The organism is Kitasatospora sp. NPDC050463, from assembly GCF_040655255.1.
Taxonomy (GTDB): Bacteria; Actinomycetota; Actinomycetes; order Streptomycetales; family Streptomycetaceae; genus Kitasatospora.
The window spans coordinates 1-17,251 of record NZ_JBFAJO010000118.1 but is presented as its reverse complement, the minus strand read 5'-3'; the positions used below and the strand labels follow the sequence as shown (position 1 = coordinate 17,251).

Annotated in this window: 15 protein-coding genes and 2 pseudogenes; 9 read left to right on the top strand and 8 right to left on the bottom strand. The window is 71.3% G+C overall.

Annotation, left to right across the window (positions count from 1 at the left end):
* The first annotated feature begins 878 nt into the window (after positions 1 to 878).
* A complete protein-coding gene (locus tag AB0J08_RS38530) occupies positions 879 to 1,268 on the top strand; it encodes a hypothetical protein (protein WP_360643813.1) in 390 nt (129 codons plus the stop codon).
* 102 nt (positions 1,269 to 1,370) lie between these two features.
* Here AB0J08_RS38530 and AB0J08_RS38525 read toward each other — a convergent pair whose 3' ends face one another.
* The 3 genes from AB0J08_RS38525 to AB0J08_RS38515 all read right to left on the bottom strand — a co-directional run bounded on the left by AB0J08_RS38525 (position 1,371) and on the right by AB0J08_RS38515 (position 2,931).
* The gene (locus AB0J08_RS38525; RefSeq protein WP_360643810.1) at positions 1,371 to 1,859 is read right to left on the bottom strand and encodes a hypothetical protein; all 489 of its coding nucleotides are present in this window, start codon (positions 1,857 to 1,859) and stop codon (positions 1,371 to 1,373) included.
* A 194-nt stretch (positions 1,860 to 2,053) separates the two neighbouring features.
* Positions 2,054 to 2,482, bottom strand: a complete 429-nt coding sequence (locus AB0J08_RS38520) for a protein kinase (RefSeq protein ID WP_360643807.1) — start codon at positions 2,480 to 2,482, stop codon at positions 2,054 to 2,056.
* The gene (locus tag AB0J08_RS38515; protein WP_360643804.1) at positions 2,479 to 2,931 is read right to left on the bottom strand and encodes a serine/threonine-protein kinase; all 453 of its coding nucleotides are present in this window, start codon (positions 2,929 to 2,931) and stop codon (positions 2,479 to 2,481) included. Before AB0J08_RS38515 ends, AB0J08_RS38520 begins: the two co-directional genes overlap by 4 nt.
* A gap of 262 nt (positions 2,932 to 3,193) precedes the next feature.
* Between AB0J08_RS38515 and AB0J08_RS38510 the strand changes: the two genes are divergently transcribed.
* Positions 3,194 to 4,066: an IS5 family transposase gene (locus AB0J08_RS38510; RefSeq protein WP_360643801.1), complete on the top strand. Its 873-nt coding sequence runs from the start codon at positions 3,194 to 3,196 to the stop codon at positions 4,064 to 4,066.
* Between the two features lie 420 nt (positions 4,067 to 4,486).
* On the opposite strand, the gene AB0J08_RS38505 is transcribed toward AB0J08_RS38510, so the two are convergent.
* Both AB0J08_RS38505 and AB0J08_RS38500 read right to left on the bottom strand, forming a co-directional pair.
* Positions 4,487 to 8,851 (bottom strand): trypsin-like peptidase domain-containing protein, encoded by a 4,365-nt coding sequence (locus tag AB0J08_RS38505; protein WP_360643798.1) that lies wholly within the window; start codon positions 8,849 to 8,851, stop codon positions 4,487 to 4,489.
* On the bottom strand, positions 8,848 to 9,183 hold the full coding sequence (locus AB0J08_RS38500) for a CU044_2847 family protein (protein ID WP_360643795.1): 336 nt from the start codon (positions 9,181 to 9,183) through the stop codon (positions 8,848 to 8,850). The genes AB0J08_RS38505 and AB0J08_RS38500 overlap by 4 nt, the downstream gene beginning before the upstream one ends.
* Before the next feature lie 200 nt (positions 9,184 to 9,383).
* Between AB0J08_RS38500 and AB0J08_RS38495 the strand changes: the two are divergent.
* From AB0J08_RS38495 to AB0J08_RS38470, 6 genes and pseudogenes are all read left to right on the top strand, one after another.
* A pseudogene (locus tag AB0J08_RS38495) lies at positions 9,384 to 9,587 on the top strand (hypothetical protein); the annotation flags it as partial.
* Positions 9,588 to 9,697: 110 nt separating this feature from the next.
* Positions 9,698 to 10,279, top strand: coding sequence for a DUF5753 domain-containing protein (locus AB0J08_RS38490; protein WP_360643792.1), 582 nt, complete (start codon positions 9,698 to 9,700; stop codon positions 10,277 to 10,279).
* A gap of 253 nt (positions 10,280 to 10,532) precedes the next feature.
* On the top strand, positions 10,533 to 10,967 hold the full coding sequence (locus AB0J08_RS38485) for an ATP-binding protein (protein WP_360643789.1): 435 nt from the start codon (positions 10,533 to 10,535) through the stop codon (positions 10,965 to 10,967).
* A gap of 236 nt (positions 10,968 to 11,203) precedes the next feature.
* A complete protein-coding gene (locus AB0J08_RS38480) occupies positions 11,204 to 12,337 on the top strand; it encodes a methyltransferase domain-containing protein (protein ID WP_360643786.1) in 1,134 nt (377 codons plus the stop codon).
* Positions 12,338 to 12,431: 94 nt separating this feature from the next.
* Positions 12,432 to 12,938 (top strand): HIT family protein, encoded by a 507-nt coding sequence (locus AB0J08_RS38475; protein WP_360643783.1) that lies wholly within the window; start codon positions 12,432 to 12,434, stop codon positions 12,936 to 12,938.
* Between the two features lie 242 nt (positions 12,939 to 13,180).
* A complete protein-coding gene (locus AB0J08_RS38470; RefSeq protein ID WP_360643780.1) occupies positions 13,181 to 13,990 on the top strand; it encodes a hypothetical protein in 810 nt (269 codons plus the stop codon).
* Between the two features lie 108 nt (positions 13,991 to 14,098).
* Here the strand turns inward: AB0J08_RS38470 and AB0J08_RS38465 are convergent, their stop codons facing one another.
* Complete coding sequence (locus AB0J08_RS38465) at positions 14,099 to 14,305, bottom strand: hypothetical protein (protein WP_360643777.1); 207 nt, start codon at positions 14,303 to 14,305, stop codon at positions 14,099 to 14,101.
* 58 nt (positions 14,306 to 14,363) lie between these two features.
* Positions 14,364 to 14,657, bottom strand: coding sequence for a putative peptidoglycan-binding domain-containing protein (locus AB0J08_RS38460; RefSeq protein WP_360643816.1), 294 nt, complete (start codon positions 14,655 to 14,657; stop codon positions 14,364 to 14,366).
* 163 nt (positions 14,658 to 14,820) lie between these two features.
* On the opposite strand from AB0J08_RS38460, the pseudogene AB0J08_RS38455 reads away from it, so the two are divergent.
* Positions 14,821 to 15,843: pseudogene (locus AB0J08_RS38455) on the top strand (MFS transporter); the annotation flags it as partial.
* 77 nt (positions 15,844 to 15,920) lie between these two features.
* Here AB0J08_RS38455 and AB0J08_RS38450 read toward each other — a convergent pair.
* The gene (locus tag AB0J08_RS38450) at positions 15,921 to 16,991 is read right to left on the bottom strand and encodes a YafY family protein (RefSeq protein WP_360643775.1); all 1,071 of its coding nucleotides are present in this window, start codon (positions 16,989 to 16,991) and stop codon (positions 15,921 to 15,923) included.
* Positions 16,992 to 17,251 lie beyond the last annotated feature (260 nt).

Below are 17,251 nucleotides of genomic sequence, written 5' to 3'. Positions count from 1 at the left end.
AAGCCGCCGCCCTGCGCGTACCTCATGCCCCAGGGCTACCGGATCCACAGCCCCACCGTCAGGCGAACAGCCCCGACATCACCCAATCAAGTTCAAGTACCGTTCGGGCCGGGTCCTCGTTCGGGCTGGGCGGGTCTGGTGGGTGCAGGGCTGCCGGTGCCTGGGTGGTGGGTGTGGTCTGGGTGGCCGTCAGGCCGCCGTGGAGGCTGTCGCTGGAGTGGCCGGCGTGCTGTCGCGCCCCTGTCGCGTTGCCCTGTCGCGTGGGGTGCTGTCGTGTGCTGTGACGTGGGCGGATACCCGGTTTTCCCTGTGCGTGGTCTGGGCGCGACACAACCCGCGACAGCTGCGGGGCGCTCTGCCGTCCCGGTGCTGCCGGATCGTCGGGCGTCGGCCGCTGCCGGGGGTCGCCGACCGCCAGGTGCTGGCCGTCCTGGGGGCGCCGTCCGGGGTGTCCGGGCGCGGAGAGGACGGCGGGCCGCTGTCGTGGCCGGCCTTCTGCTGGTGGTGGTGCTCGGGGGCCTGGTTGACCTGTGACAGCGAAGTTGGACGGTTTGCCACCGAAGTTGGACCAACGCTGTTTGGCGACGAGGAAGGTGGATCGATTGGGGTGGGTACATACATACTCGGTGAGGGTGCCTCGTTGGGGTGCTTCGCGGGGTTTTGGTATGCGATCGTGTGGCTGGCTTCTACCGTCGCGGGTGATGAGCCCGCCGAGGTGCGCGGGCGTTGAGGCGAGGGTGGGCGGTGGCGGTGCCGTCGTTGATGGCCGCGTTGCAGGCCAGAGCGGACAAGGCCCAGATGCGGACCAGGCCGGACGGTGGCTGCGGGCCCACCGGATTTCCGGGCGGTCTGGCCGTCATGGTAAGTAGGATTGACCCATGACTAGTCGACGTCAGCTGATACTTCGTCTGTCACTGTCCCTGCCCCTGCTGTTGGCGTCCACGCTCTCCCTGGCGGCCTGCAGCTCGACGCCCTCCAAGGCCACGGTGGCGGCGCGCGGGTTTGCCAAGTCCTCCTGCGCCTCCCTGCAGCAGCTGACCGACCAACTCGCCCGCCCCCGGCCGTCGGATCCGACCGACCCCTACTACCGGATCGCCGAGCAGTACCTGGACACGGCGACCAACCGCGCCGCCGACGCGGCTCAACAGGACCACGGCTACCAGGAGTTCGCCGACACCCTGCACCGGGCGGCCGTGACCTGGCAGGTCACGTTCACGCTGGACAAGGCCGAGCCGCTGATCCAGCAGGCGCGGAAGGAGAAGTGCTGACGCTCTCGACGTGAACCTAGGGCCTGTTGCGAAAGTGCTGGTCAAAGCCACTCGTTGATGGCTGCGACCAGCACTATTGCCTCGTAGCGGACGGCCGGGCGCTCAGGCCGGACGAGGGCGGGTGGTGCCGGAAAGGCGGCACAGGGCGAGGGTGCTGAGCAGCCAGACCGCCAGGGTCGCCGCCAGCGAACCCCACCAGTCGACTTGGCCGGCGAAGGCGGTGAACCCGTACACCAGAAGCCCGTTGACCCAGCCGCTGGTGGAGGCGCGGCGGGCCCGTTCGGGCCTCAGGAAGTAGCGACGGGCGAGCGCGTTGGCCATCGGGCCAATCCCCGCCAGTGCGGTGGCGGCCATCACGCCGGTGACGGCGGCGAAGGACCACGACGGGGTCCCGGGGATCCGGGTCTGGACGAGCGTCGCACCCAGGGCGAGCATGGCGGTGGCGGGCACGCCGAACACGAGGCGGGTGACGAGTGACTGGCGGGGGTCGAGGAAGTGGGCGACCAGGGCGCTGAGCACCGGCCCGCCGACCACCGCTCCCGCCCCTGCGTAGGCGGTCGTCCTGGCGTCGGCGTCGGTGAACAGCAACACCAGGAGCGACAGGACAAGCCCGGTCCCGCCACCCGCGATCGAGCTCGCGGCGGCCTTCGACAGGGCCGGTCGGCGGGTGCGCGGCTTCGAACTCTTGGTTCCGGGGTTCTTGTCCGTGGCAGGTGGCCGTTGGTATCCCTGGTCCGAGGTGGGCCAGGGTTCGGTGCCGGGTGCGGTCGGCGCCGGGTCCTCCATCACGGCCCCGGGCGGGCGTCGGCGGGGCCGGGTACGGGTCCGGGCGGCGCAAGCAGGCGCCGACGCACCTCGTCGGCGTCGGCCGGCCGCCGGTCCGGGTCCTTGGCGAGCAGGTCGAGCACCAGTCGATCGAGGTCCGCTGGCATGCCGGGGCGGCGCAGGCTCGGCGGCACCGGCGGTTCGCCCAGGTGTTGGGCCATGACGGCTGCCCCACCGTGGCCGGTGAACGGCGGACCACCGGTGAGCAGCGCGTACAGGACGCAGCCGAGAGAGTAAAGGTCGCTGCGGGTGTCGATGGCGTCGGGGGTGCGGATCTGCTCGGGCGACATGTAGGAGGGAGTGCCGATCCACTGGCCGGTGCCGGTGAACTCGGTGCGGACCGGCCCTTCGGAGGGCGGCCGGGCGATGCCGAAGTCGACGATCTTCACGACGCCGTCGTCGGTGAGAAGGAGGTTGGACGGCTGATGTCGCGGTGTACGACCCCGGCCCGGTGGGCGACCGCCAGGCCGGTACAGGTCTCGGCGGCCCACCGCCTCACCTCGGCGAAGGAGGGCAGACCGGGTGCGCGGCGGCGCAGCACAACGCCGAGGTCCTGGCCCTTGAGAAGTTCCATCACCAGAAAGTAGGTGCGCCTTCCGCCGTACCAAGAGTCGTCGATGTCGTGCAGGGTGACGATGTGTGGGCTGGAGAGGCGGCTGACCGTACGGGCTTCGCGTAGGAACCGTGACTCCGCCTCCTCACTGCCGGCCGCGGTGATCGTCTTGATCGCCACCTCGCGGCCGAGGACCGCGTCGCGAGCCCGCCAGACCTGGCCCATGCCGCCCTCGCCGACCGACTCGACCAGGTGGTACCTGCCGCCGATGACTGTGTCGCTCACCCGTTCACACCTCCGTGCGCTTGGTGAAGTCCCGGGCTGCCGGACCACATTGACGGGGTCGCGTTCGTTCTGCCCCACAGTCGCCGTACGGCAGCGCATGCCCGATGGGGAGCCCGCACAGGGAACACCGTAGGGCCGAGGGTCGCGGGAGGACACGGGATCGGGCGGATTTCCTCGCCCGCCGCCTCGATGACTGGCAGGACACCAAGAGTGCGAACAGGGTCTGTTGCGAGAGTGGATCTTGGATTGCGATGATCACGGCGTGGCGCGAGGGGATCTGGCGGATCGGCAGGGGGATCGGCTGGAGCCGTTGCTGCCAGTGGGGAAGAAGCAGGGGAGGCCGCGGACGTGGACACGTCGGCAGCTGATCGACGGGATACGGTGGCGGACCCGGGCAGGCACACCGTGGAGGGACGTTCCCGAGCGGTACGGGCCGTGGGACCGGGTCTACGACCTGTTCCGCCGGTGGCAGCGTTACGGCACGTGGAAGCGGATCCTGGAGCAGCTGCAGGTCCGGGCTGACGCACAGGGCCTGATCACCTGGGATGTAAGTGTGGACTCGACCGTCTGCCGCGCCCACCAGCACGCCGCCGGCGCGCGTAAATGGGACCTGCAGCGTGAACCTCCCGGCGGAATCGACACCGAGCCGGACGACCACGGACTCGGACGCTCCCGCGGCGGTCTGACCACGAAGATCCACCTCGCGACCGAGCAGGGGCAGAAGCCCCTGTCGCTTCTGATCACCGCCGGGCACCGGCACGACAGTCCGCAGTTTCAGCCGGTCCTCGAACGCATCCGCGTGCCCCGCACCGGCGCGGGACGGCCGCGCACCACACCCGACAAGGTCCGCGCCGACAAAGCCTACGGCTCCCGCGCGAACCGCACCTACCTGCGCAGACGCGGGATCGAGTGCACCATCCCGGAGAAGGCCGATCAGGTCCGCAACCGCAAGAAGCTCGGCTCCCGAGGCGGTCGGCCACCGACCTTCGACAAGGAGGACTACAAGGAGCGCCACGCGGTGGAGTGCGGGATCAACCGGCTGAAACGACACCGCGCGGTGGCCACCCGATACGACAAACTGGCCGTCCGCTACGAGGCAACAGTGCTGGTCGCAGCCATCAACGAGTGGCTTTGACCAGCACTTTCGCAACAGGCCCTAGTCGCGGGTGGGTGCTGGGGCTCGGCCCGCCGACCGGGTCGTGGCGGTCCGCTGGCAGCACAACGAGCAGCACTCTGTCCGGCGGCGCCTCGCCGTGAACCTCTGTCGGGGGACCCACGATGGCCCCCGGAGGCGCACCTTGTTCTCGAAGCCCACCTCGCCGACGCCGGGCTGCGCACCGCATACGCGGGCGGGTACCTGGTCGTCCTGGCCTCTGGCGTGGTCCTCCCGGAGGCACCGCGCGATGACCGACACCACCCGCCTGACCCTGCTCGGCTCAGAGCCGGCTGTGGCGTACCTGGGGCCGGGCCGGGGGTGGAACCTGCTCGGGGGAGTGCCGCGCAGTCGCACAACACTCTTCCGCGGTTCTCGGCCGCCGGAAGCTGAGGCTTCGGCTCAGCTGGCCGGCGCATTGCGGTCGGCCTTCCTGGTGATGCCGTCGCACGGTGGCTCGCCCGGCGTTCCCGCGGGGAGGAGCGCGTGCTCGGCCGGGGTGAAGTCCCTTGCCACGGTCGCGCACAGGGAGCGGGCCATCTCGTCCGGGCGCAGGTCCAGGTTCTGGAACCAGCCGTCGCCCGCGACGAGTAGACGGTCGCCGGCCAGCAGGACGGCGAGCTGGTACGACAGCGGCAGGGTCGCGGCGGGCACGCCGGCCGGGAGCTCCCAGAACTGCAGTGCGTTCAGGTTGTAGGTGATCAGCCTGCCGTCCGGGCCCACGGCGAGCGGGACGCTGAGGTCCGCAGCGGCCGAGGTGATCGGGCGCTCCTTGAGCGTGCCGGAGTCCAGGTCCCAGTGCCGGGTGGTGTGGTCAGGGTGGCTGGTGAAGAGTTCCCTGCCGTCCGGGGTGAAGAGCAGGTGCCGCCGCGTCCCGGCCGGGGTGCCGACGCTTCCCAGCTCTCCCACGGCCAGCGTCCGGATACGGGAGCCGGTCCGGATGTTCCACAGCTCCACGGTGCCGCTGGCCCGGGCGGAGCCGGTGACCACCGCGATCTCGTCAGGGTGTTTGGGGCGTGCCCGGAGCTGGCCGTAACTGGCGAAGGGGTCGGCGGCCTGCGCGGTGGTCTTGCGTTCCACCTGGATCGGTGGCGCGATCCGCCGCCCAGTGGCCGCGTCCATCAGCAGGAGTCTGCCGTCAGTGGTGAGGACGGCCATCTCGCTGCCCTGCAACGCCTCGACGGACTCCACGCCCTTCTTGCGGGCGGGGGCGTCACCGTCCTCCCAGTGGAGGTCGACCCGCCGGCCGGCGGGGTCGTCGGCCGCGAACGCCGTGAGCGTGCCGCCGGGCTGTTCCAGCAGGATCCACCGGGAGTCCGCCGACCAGAACGGCTCGGGGCGCTCCGAGGAGTTTTCGGGCCGGTAGGTGACGGACTTCCTGGAGTTGGTGGCCGTGTCGGCGACGGTCAGGGTGGTGTCCCCAGCCTCCGCGAGCCACTGGCCGCTGGGGGCCAGCGCGCCGCGGGTGTCGGTGTCGTTGCGCGGCAGCCTGCTCGCACCGTCGATCGGCACGGCCACCGCGGTCAGCAGAGTATCGGCGGTGGGCAGCAGGAACGAGACCGTGCCGTCGGGCCGGGGCACCACCGCCAGAGTCTCCCGCAGGTCAAAGCTGTCATCCGTGGTCGCGGGGATCCGACCCCGGTAGACCCGGCCCGTCCGCACTTCGGTGGCGGAGATCTCGCGGTATCCCCCTTGCTTGTTGTTCCGGGCCAGGAGGAGGAATCGGCCGGTCAGGTCTCGGGAGTCGAGCCCGAAAGGGAGGGCCGTGACCCGGTCCTCTCCGGCGCGTGTGGAGAACGCCTGGGCGGGGCCCTCCTTCCCACCGTTGTTGGCCACGACGACCCACTCGCCGTTGGCGGCGAGGGAGGTGACGCCCTCGGAGGAGACCTCGAACGTGCGAACGTCCCGGCCTGAGGCGATGTCGCGGACGATCGCCGGTTCTCCGGTGAACGGCCGGCCTTCGAGTACGATGCGGTCCGCGTCGCCCGCGAAGGCCAGGGCGGTGAAGCGTCCGCGCAGGAGATCCGGAGCCGTCGGAACGGGCCGCCCATCGGCGGCCTCCCAGACGGAGATCCACAGCGGTTCGGGGGCGCCGGTATACACGGTGGAATCGAACGTCACATACCGCCGCAGCAGCCGCCGCCCGTCGCTGCTGAAGCTGAGGCCGGCGCTCGCCGCGAACTTGGCGTCGGGCTTCGGCAGTTCCTCGAAGACCCGCGGTGCGTCCGTGGTGCGCAGGTCCCAGAGCCGGACGCGGAGCTCCTTGTCGATGGAGGCGAACCAACGGCCGTCCGGACTCAGCGCGGTGTCGGGGGCGTCCCGGATGTCCGCGGGGACGTCGTTCAGCGGGCGCTGACGGGTGGTGCCGTCGGCCAGCCCGGTCACCACCGTGACGCGGTAGTCGTCCGTGCCCTCGACGGAGAACACCACGGCCGTCCTGGCGTCGGGGGTCACCGCCATCTTCTGGAAGCGCCCAGGCCACAGGCCCGGCCAGCTGGCCGAGAGCTGCTGCCCCCGGGTGTACTCGCGCAGCAGTGCGTTGTAGGCCTCGGGTGTCTGGCCGGCGTTCCAGGCCGCGAGCGCCAGCTGTAGCGAGACGGCCGGCTCGTCCGCCGCGTGCTGGTCGGCGACGGTGGCGAGCAGCCGTGACGCCTGGGTCCGCAGCTGCGCCTCGGCCTCCTGGCTGCTGTGCCTGGCCCAGGCGGCCAGCCCTCCGGTAAGGAGGACCAGGGAGGCGAGGCAGGCGATGATCGAGCGCAGCACCCGGACTTCACGTCTGCGGCGGTGGTAGCTGAGCTGAATGAATTCGGCCTCCTCCGGCGCGATGTCCTTGGGGCGCCCAGCCAACTGGTCCATGGCCGTGTTCAGCGCCCCTCCGCGTAGGAGCTGGCCGGGCTCCCTCCGGTGGTTCTCCCAGCGCTCCAGGTCGGCGCGCAGTTCCTCCTGCCAGACACGGAAACCCCTGGAGTCCTCCAGCCACTCTTCTAGCCTGGGCCAGAGGGTGACCAGGGCTTCGTGGGCAAGGTCGACAACCTCCTCTCCGTCGGAGGTCCGGCTCGGCACGACGAGCCTGGTGGGGGCGAGCCGGAGGGCGAGGTCCCGCAGGGCCGGGTCGAGGGCGGCGAGCCTTGCGGGGTGCCGGGTGAAGCCGCCGCGGGTGTTCGGCCGGGCGAGCTGGGTGAAGAGCCTTCGTGCGAGGTCCTCCTCGTCCTCGCCGAGGCGGGTGCGCATGCACTCCTCGGCGAAGCCCACCAGGGCGCCCGCCACGCCGCCAAGGTCGTAATACGCCGCGTGAGTGAGGGTCGATCCGTCCCGGAGGTCCCACAGACGGGTCAGGGCGAACTGGACCAGCGGCATCCGTCCAGGTTCGTCGGCGGCGTCCGCGACGATGCGCGCGGGCAGTCCCGCCTCGAACGAGAGGCCGGGTATGCCCGCGACCGGGGCGGTGACGGCCTCCAGGAGCTGTTCCGGGGACAGCTGCGCCAGGTATTGGGTCGCCGTGCTCAGCAGGTCGGCGTTGGCCGAGTCCAGCAGGAGGTCCAGGGACTCCGGTCGTGCGGTGGCGACGATCCTGAGTGCGGGCCATCCGGTGTTGGTACCGGGTGCGCAGAGGGACACCAGCAGGCGCATCAGCTCGCGGGCCGCCGTGGGGTCGGCGGTGGCGTACTCCTCCAGCTGGTCGACGAAGACAACGAGACCGTTCTCGCCGACCGCCTCCAGGACCTGCCCGCGCAACTCGGCCGTCAGTTCGTCGAGCCCCGGCCCGGGTTGGTCCAGCCGGTCGGAGAGCAGGTCGGTCAGGTCAGTGACGGCGCGGATCTGCTCGACGGCGGTCCGGTCCGCTGTCAGCAGGGGAGCGAGGGTCTGAGCCACCCCCGCGGCGGCGCGGACGCCCGGTACGGCGCGCAGTTCCGAGACCGCCACGGCCAGGCCGGTCCGAAGCCGTGGCACCAGCCCGGCCCGGATGAGGGAAGACTTCCCGCAGCCGGAGGCCCCGACCAGGAAGGTCAGCGGGCGTCGCCTGACGGCGGCCAGGATGCGCTCCGTGTCCTCCTGGCGGCCGTGGAACAGGTCCGCCTCCGCCTCCGTGAACGAGGCGAGGCCGGGGAACGGGCACCGTGGCGGGAGCAGCCGCTCGTCGAGCAGGGCGCCGGAGGGGATCAGGTAGGCGGTGGTGGAGTCGGTGCCGCGTTGGACGGCGACCGTCATGCCGACGACGCCGCGCCGGATATCGTCCCAGACGGGGGAGCCGCTGAAGCCGCGGGCGATGCGCTGACCAGCCACGCCGGTCTCCATCTGGAGCCATCCGGTGCCCTGCCGGCTGCGCAGGCTGCCCGACGCCCACACTCCGTCTTCGGCTCCGCGCGGGAAGCCCATGACTCGGAACGGATGATCCCAGACCTTGGAGCCGTCCACTAGCGGCACCGGTCGGGTGCCGGGAACGGGACGCTCCAGCCGCAGCAGGGCGACGTCGTCGCGGTCTGCGGCGGCCACCGGGCGCCACACCTCGACCGTAGAAGGGCAGCGGGGCACCGCTCCGTTCCCGTCACGCACGAGGGGGAACTCCACGAGGACCGGGTCCGCCGGGGCCAGTTCGGCGGATTCGGATACTCCCAGGGCCAGGGCGACGACATGGGCGCAGGTGCAGACGACCTCGGCGTCGATCAGGAATCCGGTGCCCACCACCTCGCCGGACTGGGACCGTATGCGGACCAGTCCGGCGGCCAGGACTTCGTCCCCGGAGGGCGGTGCCATCTCCAGGCTCAAGCCGGGTCCCCGGTGCGGGGCCGCCACTCCACGCTGACGGTGAAGTTGGCCTCCGAGGCGGCCTTGGCCACCACCACACCGGCTTCGGCAGACAACTTGATGCCGAAGTCCACGCGCACTGTGTCCGGGGTGTGGACCATCCCGCGCAGGCCGTCCGCGATAACGTCCAGCGCCGGTCGCAAGTGGCGCATCGCGTCCTGGAGCGTTTCGGAGGTCGCGCGGGCCAGCGACGAGGCCCGCCCTACCCGGTCGAACCCCGAGTCGTCCCCGTCGGAGACCTCGACCCAGATCCCGCTTCCATCCGCGAGCCGGAGCTCACCTGCATGGGTCACTTTCGCCCTTCCCTCCCCTAGTCGGCCCACTGATGGTAGCCGAACTCCGATGTCCCACAGGGGACTTGTTCGATGTCAGCCCGCCGGCTACCAGCAGGTCGCCCGGGCGGACCGGGAACGCCTCCGGTCCGCCCGCTGTTGCCCAGAATGCCGGGCTGCCTTCGAGCGCCTGACCTCGCCTGCTGGCGGTTCGGCCGACCGTGCGAGGGCGGCGACGTACCCGAGGGAGGAGAGCACCTGGGTGCACGGCAGCTGCCAATGGACCCGCCGGCCCCGCCGCCCCGGCGGCCGCTGCTGGTCGCCGCCCGCCTGGTCGGCCTGCGCAAGCAGGCCTGACCGGCGACGAACTGTCCGCCCGGTGCGGCTGGCACCCGGCGAAGACCTCCCGGATCCAGAGCGGCAAGTCCGCCCCCTCCGAGGACGACCTGCGCGCCTGGTGCACCGCCTGCGCCGCCGACGGCCAGGTCCCCGACCTCATCGCCGCCGCCCGCGCGGTCGATTCCATGTACACCGAGTGGCGCCGGATGGAGCGCCCGGGCTGCGCGCCGCCCAGGATTCGGTGGCGGCCCTCTATCGCCGCACCGCCCTGTTCCGGGTGTACGCCAGCCGCGTCCTGCCCGGCATGGTGCAGACCCCCGAGTACACCACCGCCGTGCTGCGCTCGATCCAGCACGCCCGCGTCGAGGTCGACGACGTCGCCGATGCCGTCGAGGCCCGCCTGGAGCGCCAGGGAATGCTGTTCTCCGGCCGACACCGCTTCGGCCTGCTCATCGAGGAGTGGGTGCTGCGCGCCGCGGTATGCGACCCGGAGACGATGGCGGCCCAGCTCGGCCACCTCCTCGCCGCCTCCTCCAGCCCGTTCGTCAGCGTCGGCGTCATCCCCACCGGAGCCGCCCGGCCGCACCTGCCGGTCGAAGACTTCTACATGTTCGACGAGGCCGAGGTGGCCGTCGAGCTGACCTCCGGCTACCTGCGGATCACCCAGCCACGCGAGATCGCCGACTACGTGCGCACGTTCACCGACCTGGCGTCCATGGCCGTCCACGGAGCCGAGGCCCGTCAGCTGATCACGGCAGCGATAGCCACTCTCGGGTGACTTCGCGCAAGACGGCGCAACCTCGTTGAGGGTCCGGCCGGTCACTCCCCACCGTCGATCCGTCGCCCGCCGTGACGGACCGGAGACCCGGCCCCGGCGGGCGAGCCGGGGCCGCTGCGCCCGCCCGCCCCCGTCGGGTGGGCGCAGCCGTCACCGCCGACGACAGAATGGAGAACCCTCGTGGCCGCGCACCGCATACCCCGCCACCGGCCACGGCCGCGCCCGGGAAGCGCCGGCGGGTGCAAGGTTCACGGTGACCACGACCGTCGAGATCCCGACACGGCCCGAGGCCGCCGGCGCCGCGAGAGCGCTGCTGCCGTACGAGCCGCAGTCCGCCTCGGTGGCCAGGCGCCTGGTGCGCACCACGCTGCGCGCCTGGGGGCTGGCCGACCTGGTCGAGGCCGGCGAACTGGTCGTCAGCGAGCTGGCGGGCAACGCGGCGAAGACCGGCTGCCGGCGGAAGATGACGGTCGGCGTCGAGCGGATCACCGACCGGTGCGTGCGGATCAGCCTCCGCGACGGCTCCCGCGCCTTGCCCTGCTTGATCGATGCGGGACTTGCCGCCGTGTCACGCCGCGGGATGGCCCTGGTCCACCACCTGACCGGCGGGCACTGGGGCGTGACCCTGGAGCCGTTCGGCAAGACCGTCCACGCGGACCTGCGCACCCGCTCTCCTGCTCCGGCGTAGCCCCACCAGTGCCCCGGTGCGCTGGGGTCAGCGCCCTACTCCTCCCGGGCCTCGGGAGGGCACCATCGCAGCAACGACGAGGAGCTCGGCATGGACATCGAGGCAGTCGAAGGCGGCGGCTCGGGCGGCGATGGGGGTGGCGGGGGCGACGGGCACCCGGGTACCCCGTGGACGCCGCCGCCCACACCGCCGTCCCCGGACGGCACCACGCCGCCCGGAGACGGGGGACACCGCAAGTGACGCTCGCCCCTGAGCAGGAGGGCCGCCCCGTGCCGGGGCGGTCCTTCCCCGTCGCCGACGCGTGGGCGCCGGCCTTCGACGCCGTTCCGCGCTCGCTGTTCCTGCCGGACCTGATCTGGGCGCACGAGATGGCCACCGGCACCAGCCGGCCCCTGGACCGGACCGTGGACGAGGCCGGTTGGCTGGCGGCGGCCGCGGCGGACATCCCGATCGTCACGCAGTGGGACGACGGCGAGCACCAGGGCGCCGGGCCCGGAAAGGTGCCGACCAGCTCGGCATCACAGCCCTCGCTGGTCGCCTCGATGCTGGACGATCTCCAGGCCGAGCCGGGGATGCGGGTGCTGGAGCAGGGCACCGGTACCGGCTGGAACGCCGCGCTGCTGAGCCACCGGCTTGGCGACGCGAACGTGACCACGATCGAGGTCGACGCCGCCGTGTCGGCCCAGGCCCGCGCCGCACTCGAGCGCGCCGGCTACCGCCCGCAGGTCGTGTGCGGGGACGGGGCGCTCGGCCACCCGCCCGGTGCCCCGTACGATCGGATCACCGCCACCTACGGGCTGCGGGAGATCCCGCGGGCGTGGATCGAGCAGACCCGGCCCGGTGGGCTGATCCTGGCGCCGTTCGGCACCCACTACTCCAACGCCGACGCCCTGGTCCGCCTCACCGTCCACGCCGACGGCACAGCTACCGGGCCGTTCCTCCAGCCGGTCGAGTTCATGAAGATGCGCTCCCAGCGCCTCCAGTGGCCGCAGAACCCGGCCGACGGGGGCACCCTCGCCGAGTCCACCACCACCGTCGTCCTGCCGCCGCACGGCAAGTTCGCCCCGTTCCCGCTCGCCGCGGGCCTGCGCCTGCGCGACGTCGTCCACGCGATCCAGCCGCACGAGGACGGCGCCCGCACGCTGTGGCTCTACTCCCTCACCACCCCGGCCTGGGCTGCTGCGACCTTCCGGGCCGGCGAGGACGAGCACCAGGTCCGCCAGTACGGCGGCCGCCGCCTCTGCGACGACTTCGAGCAGACCCTTACCTGGTGGCACCAGGCGGGCGAGCCCGGCGTCGACCGGCTCGGACTCACCGTCACCCCGGACGGCTGGCACGCGTGGCTGGACGACGCCGCCCAGCCGATCTGACCGGCGGGTCCGGCGCCGCGAGCCCGCCTCCCGGCGCCGGACCCGTCACCGACCACCGCCCGCCCCGGCGGGCGCACACGGGAAGGGGAAACGCATGGAACGCCGACCGATGGACCTGGCCACCTACAGCGAGCACGCCCAGCACGGGCCCTGCTTCATCTGCCGCCTGGTCGAAGGCGACCCGGCCTACGCGCACGAGATCGTCTACGAGACCGAGCAGCACCTCGCATTCCTGGACAAGTGGCCCGTCCTGCCCGGCAAGCTCCTGGTCGTGCCCAAGCAGCACCTGGAGCACGTCGTCACCGACCTCACCGAGCAGGACTACCTCGCCATCATGCGCACCGTGCGGCTGGTCGCCCTCGCCGCCGAGGACGTAGTGGCCGGCGAGCGCACCTACCTGTTCTCCCTCGGCTCCCAGGCCGGCAACAGCCACCTCCACTGGCACATCGCCCGCCTCCCGCACGGCGTCCCCTACGAACAGCAGCAGTTCGAGGCCCTCGCCTTCGGCAACGGCGTCCTCACCTACACCCCCGCCGAACGAGCCGACCTCGCCGACCGGCTGCGCCAGGCCGTCACCGCCCGTGCCACCGCGGCCGGCTGACCCGCCGTTGCCCAACCGGGCGCCCGCTCGTTGGACCCGCCGAGCGCCTCCACCAGGGCGCGCGGCTGCGCCTGCTCCACACCGCCCGGCACGTAAACCCCCACGGCCCGGGCACAGCACGGTGAAGCCCTCGGGCAGCCGGGCCCGTACACAGCCCGGCTGCCCGAAATTCCTCCCCGCAGGCCTTCAGCGCGCGCCAGAATCACCAGACAGACGAGAAGGCGACAGGACGGGTGCGGGCGATGAACGAGTTGCGGTTCGACGGGGACATCGGGACGTTCACGGTGAACGTCCGCGAGGGCAGTCTGTGGATCCACCGGGCGCTGGGAACCCACAGCCTGGAGCTGCAGCTGGAGGTCGTAGTCCCAGAGAGCGAGGGCGCAGGAAAGGTCCTGCAGCTGGAGACGGACCTATTCGCCCACCGGGACGCCGCCGCGCGGGCCTGGCTCGGATCGGCCGCCCACACCCTGGCCTTCGTGCCCGGCGGGGTGCAGCGCCCGATCCTGCGGTTTCTGCTCACGGGCGCCCAGATCCTGGCGCTGGAGGAGCAGCGGATCGGGGACCTGAGCCTGGAGCTGGACGTGCGCGGTGTCCTGCCACAGGCGACCGGATACGCCGGCGGGAGTCAGGCCACCGAGCACATCGCGGTTGCCGAGAGCCGCTGGCGCCAGCAGTTGGCCGGCCTCGGGCGCAGTCTCGGCGTTGAGATGACGATCCCGTTCCCCGGTGACGACGGGCCCGGCCGGGCCGCCGCGGACTTCCTGCGCGAGGCGCAGCGGCAGCTCGGCGGCAACGAGATCGACGCCGCCATGCTCCAGACCCGCAAGGCACTGGAGACCATCAAGAACACGAGCGGCTGGAATTGGCCGGGCAAGAAGGACAAAGGCCAGATCACCGCAGACGAACGTTGGGCGCTGGTCCGATCCGCGCTCGAGGACCAGGCCAGCGGTGCCATGCACACCGACCCCGGCACCAAGGACCACACCTACACCCGAGCCGAGGCCGAGGTCCTCATTGCGGCCACCGCCGCCCTGCTGCGCCTGTTGTTCTGACACTCGCGCCCACCCGCATGGGCGCCAGCCGTCCGGCTGCACCTGCCGCCAACCCCGTCTGCCACGCCTCCTGAGGACCTACGGCGACCTCGGCGACCTCCCGAAGAGTCAGCTGCTCTTGCGACTGGTGCGGGTCTTCTTCGCCGTGGTCGGCGTCGGCTTCTTCGCGGCGGCCGGCAGTGACTTGGCGGACACGGTCTTGCGTGCGGCGGGCTTCGCTGCGGACTGGGTGCTGCTGGTGCTCTTCACGGTGTTGGGGACCTTGGGGTGCTGCTGTTCTTGGGCGTCGGCGAGGGCGCGTTCAAGGATGGCCATGAGGTCGGTGACGGTGCCGCCGGGTGGCAGGACACACGACTCGGGCGTGTGCGGGGGCTCAAGGCCGGCGAGGCGGGCTTCGACGACCTGCTCCAGGGCGTGCGCGTACTCGTCGTGTTCGGCCTCGATCCCCCGGAGGGGGAGCGCACGTGCACGGGGGTGGCCGAGGCCGGGCCTGATCGGCGTCGATCACCCCCGCAGGGCGGTGCCGTAAGACCCGGTTCGCCAGCCAGTCGAAGACGAATGCCTCGTTCTGCTCCCGAGACTCGGCGATCTCGACGTACCGCGCACCTTGCAGGCTGGAGATCGCCTTGAGGACTACGGTCTCGCCCTCCGGCTTTCGCTTGCCCATGAAAGTCGTGAACGCCGTGATTGTGTTCGGGCCGATCACGCCGCCCACGGTCATTGCGCAGATGATGGCCGCCGTCAGCTTCGGTAACGGTGGCGTCATCACCGACAACGACCCCACGACTTGACTGACAGGAGATGTCAGTGAATCTCTGGATAGTGGTGCCATGATCCTCAGCCACCACTCCGGCCGGGCAGAGCGGCTGCTTGTGCCCGCTGCCTTCGCCACCGCTCTCGGCAACAATGTCCAGCTCATCGTCGGTGCACTGCTCGTGATCAGGGAGCAGCAGACCATGATGGCCGTCGGCTGGCTCTTCATCGCGGTCGCCGGGCCGCAAGCGTTGTTCTCGCCCTTCTTCGGACGGCTGGCCGACCGCTTCGACCGGCGGGCCCTGTGGATCTGCTGCGATGTCACCAGTGCGGCGCTGGCCCTTGGGCTGCCGCTGTGGCTGGCCTGCGGCGGCTCCCCTGAGCCCGGGATCTACGCCGCCAATCTGGCGCTCGCCGTGGTCGGTGCCCTGTTCTTTCCGGCAAGCTCCGCGCTGATCAAGGAACGGGTCCCGGCGGACCGGCTACGGCGGTTCAACGCCCGCTACGAGATGGGGACCCAGGCGGGGATGCTGCTGTCGGCGACGATCGGCGGGCTGTCCGTCCAGCCGTTCGGTGCCGTGCCGCTGCTGGTGTTCAACGCCGGGAGCTTCATCGTCTCGGCGCTCTGCGTCGCCGCGGTGGGGCGTCATCCGGACCGGGCGACGACGGCCTCTGCCGCCGGGGTGTCGGCGTCGGCGGCGCCGAGCGGGCCGCTGCGGATGCGCCGCTTCATCCTCCTCTACGCCCAGGGAAGTGTGGTCGTCACGGTCTTCAACGCTCTGCTGCCTACCGCCGTCGTCGGCGAACTCCATCTGGGGGCCGCGACGTTCGGTGCCGTGGACGCCCTCGGGTGCCTCGGTTTCCTGGCGGCCACCGGTGCCTACCGGATCGTCAGCAGACGCAGTCCGGACCTTCGCATCGCCGTCGTGGGATTTCTGCTCTGCAATGTCGGCCTGGTACTGCAAAGCCGATTCGGGATCGTCGGCTATCTCGTGGGGGTGCCGCTGGGTGCGTTCTTCTTCGGGCAAGCCAGGATCGCTTCCCGGACGATGCTGATGACCTCGGCCGACGAGGCTTCAGTGGGCAGGGTCTTCGGACTGGCGAACGGTGGCGGGCTTGCGGCCACGGTCGGGGTGATGTTGCTGGTCGCGACGGTCACCGACCACAGTGACACGCGCTACGGCTTTGGGGTCCTCGCCGCCCTTGCGCTGCTGGCGACCCTGTCCGCCGGACTGCTGCTGAGGTCGCCGACCCCCGCCCGGCCTGATATCTCCGCCGGCCGGTACCGCTCGAGCACGGCCGCCGCCCTCTCCGTGATCTCGCGGCGCAGTTCCTCGGGAGCCAGCACCTCGATGTCCGGCCCCAGTGACAGCAGCGTCTGCACCGCCAGCTCGACCGACTCCAGCGGTACCGTCGCCGTCACCCAGCCGTCTGCTTCCGGCGGCCCCGCCGAGGCTTCGACGGCTCGGACCAGTGCCGCGTCCAGGCGGCCCGGCAGCGCGGACAGCAGCGCAGGAGCAATCCGGACGGAGGCCTGAAGCCGCAGTCTGCGGGCGTCGTAGACGGTGAGGTAGTCCTGCCAGTGGGCGGCCAGGTCGAAGCCGTCGGGGCGCTCGAAGATGTCCTCCCCGACGTCCAGACGGAGGATCGACGACACCCGGTAGGTCCGCACCGCGCCGTCCACCGCTGCGACCAGGTACCAGACGCCCGCCTTGAGGACCAAGCCGTAGGGGTCGAGCTCGCGCTCGACTTCCTGCGGTTCGGCCCAGCGGCGGTAGCGCACCTGGATCCGCCGCTGGTTCCACACGGCATTGGCGAGCGACACGAGAAGGGGCGCGGAGTCCTGTTCCCGGTACCAGCCGAGAGCGTCGAGGTGGAATCGCTCGCGGACCCGGCCGGCTCGGTCCCGCAGTGGAGTCGGCAGCGCCGCAGTCAGTTTCAGCTGTGCCGCCGCGAGCACCTCGCCCAGTCCCAGGTCGTCCGCCGCACCGGGCAGCCCGGCCAGGAACAGAGACTCGGCCTCGTCGGCGTGCAGTCCGGTGAGCCGGGTCCGGTAGCCGCCGAGCAGCTCGTAACCGCCGTGGTGCCCGGCGTCCCCGTACACCGGAATGCCCGCGCCGCTCAGTGAGTCGATGTCCCGGTAGACGGTCCGCACCGAGACCCCCAGCTCTTCAGCGAGCTCACCGGCCGTCAGCCTGCCCCGGTTCTGCAGCAGGAGGACGAGGGAGAGGAGCCGGACCGCGCGCATGAACCGATCATTCCCTGTCTGGCCCGAGTCGGGTTCGTTGGGGTACTGGTAAGAGCCCTGTCACCAGCCGCAAGCGGCAGAGCTACTCCGTTGACTTCGCAGGCCGGGGTAGTTCGTCTGCCGCGCCGGCAACTGGCAGGCCCAACGCGTACGGACCCGGCTAGGACCAATACCAGTGACTTAAGGATCGCTGATGGTAGGCTGCCTGCCCAGGAGGTGCCTGGATGCCACGCCCTGGGCAGGTCAAGCCGGCGACGGAC

Coding starts and splice junctions, on each gene's coding strand:
- AB0J08_RS38530 (WP_360643813.1), top strand. CDS start 879: ATGACTAGTCGACGTCAGCTGATACTTCGTCTGTCACTGTCCCTGCCC.
- AB0J08_RS38475 (WP_360643783.1), top strand. CDS start 12,432: ATGGAACGCCGACCGATGGACCTGGCCACCTACAGCGAGCACGCCCAG.
- AB0J08_RS38470 (WP_360643780.1), top strand. CDS start 13,181: ATGAACGAGTTGCGGTTCGACGGGGACATCGGGACGTTCACGGTGAAC.
- AB0J08_RS38465 (WP_360643777.1), bottom strand. CDS start 14,305: ATGGCCATCCTTGAACGCGCCCTCGCCGACGCCCAAGAACAGCAGCAC.
- AB0J08_RS38460 (WP_360643816.1), bottom strand. CDS start 14,657: ATGGGCAAGCGAAAGCCGGAGGGCGAGACCGTAGTCCTCAAGGCGATC.
- AB0J08_RS38450 (WP_360643775.1), bottom strand. CDS start 16,991: ATGCGCGCGGTCCGGCTCCTCTCCCTCGTCCTCCTGCTGCAGAACCGG.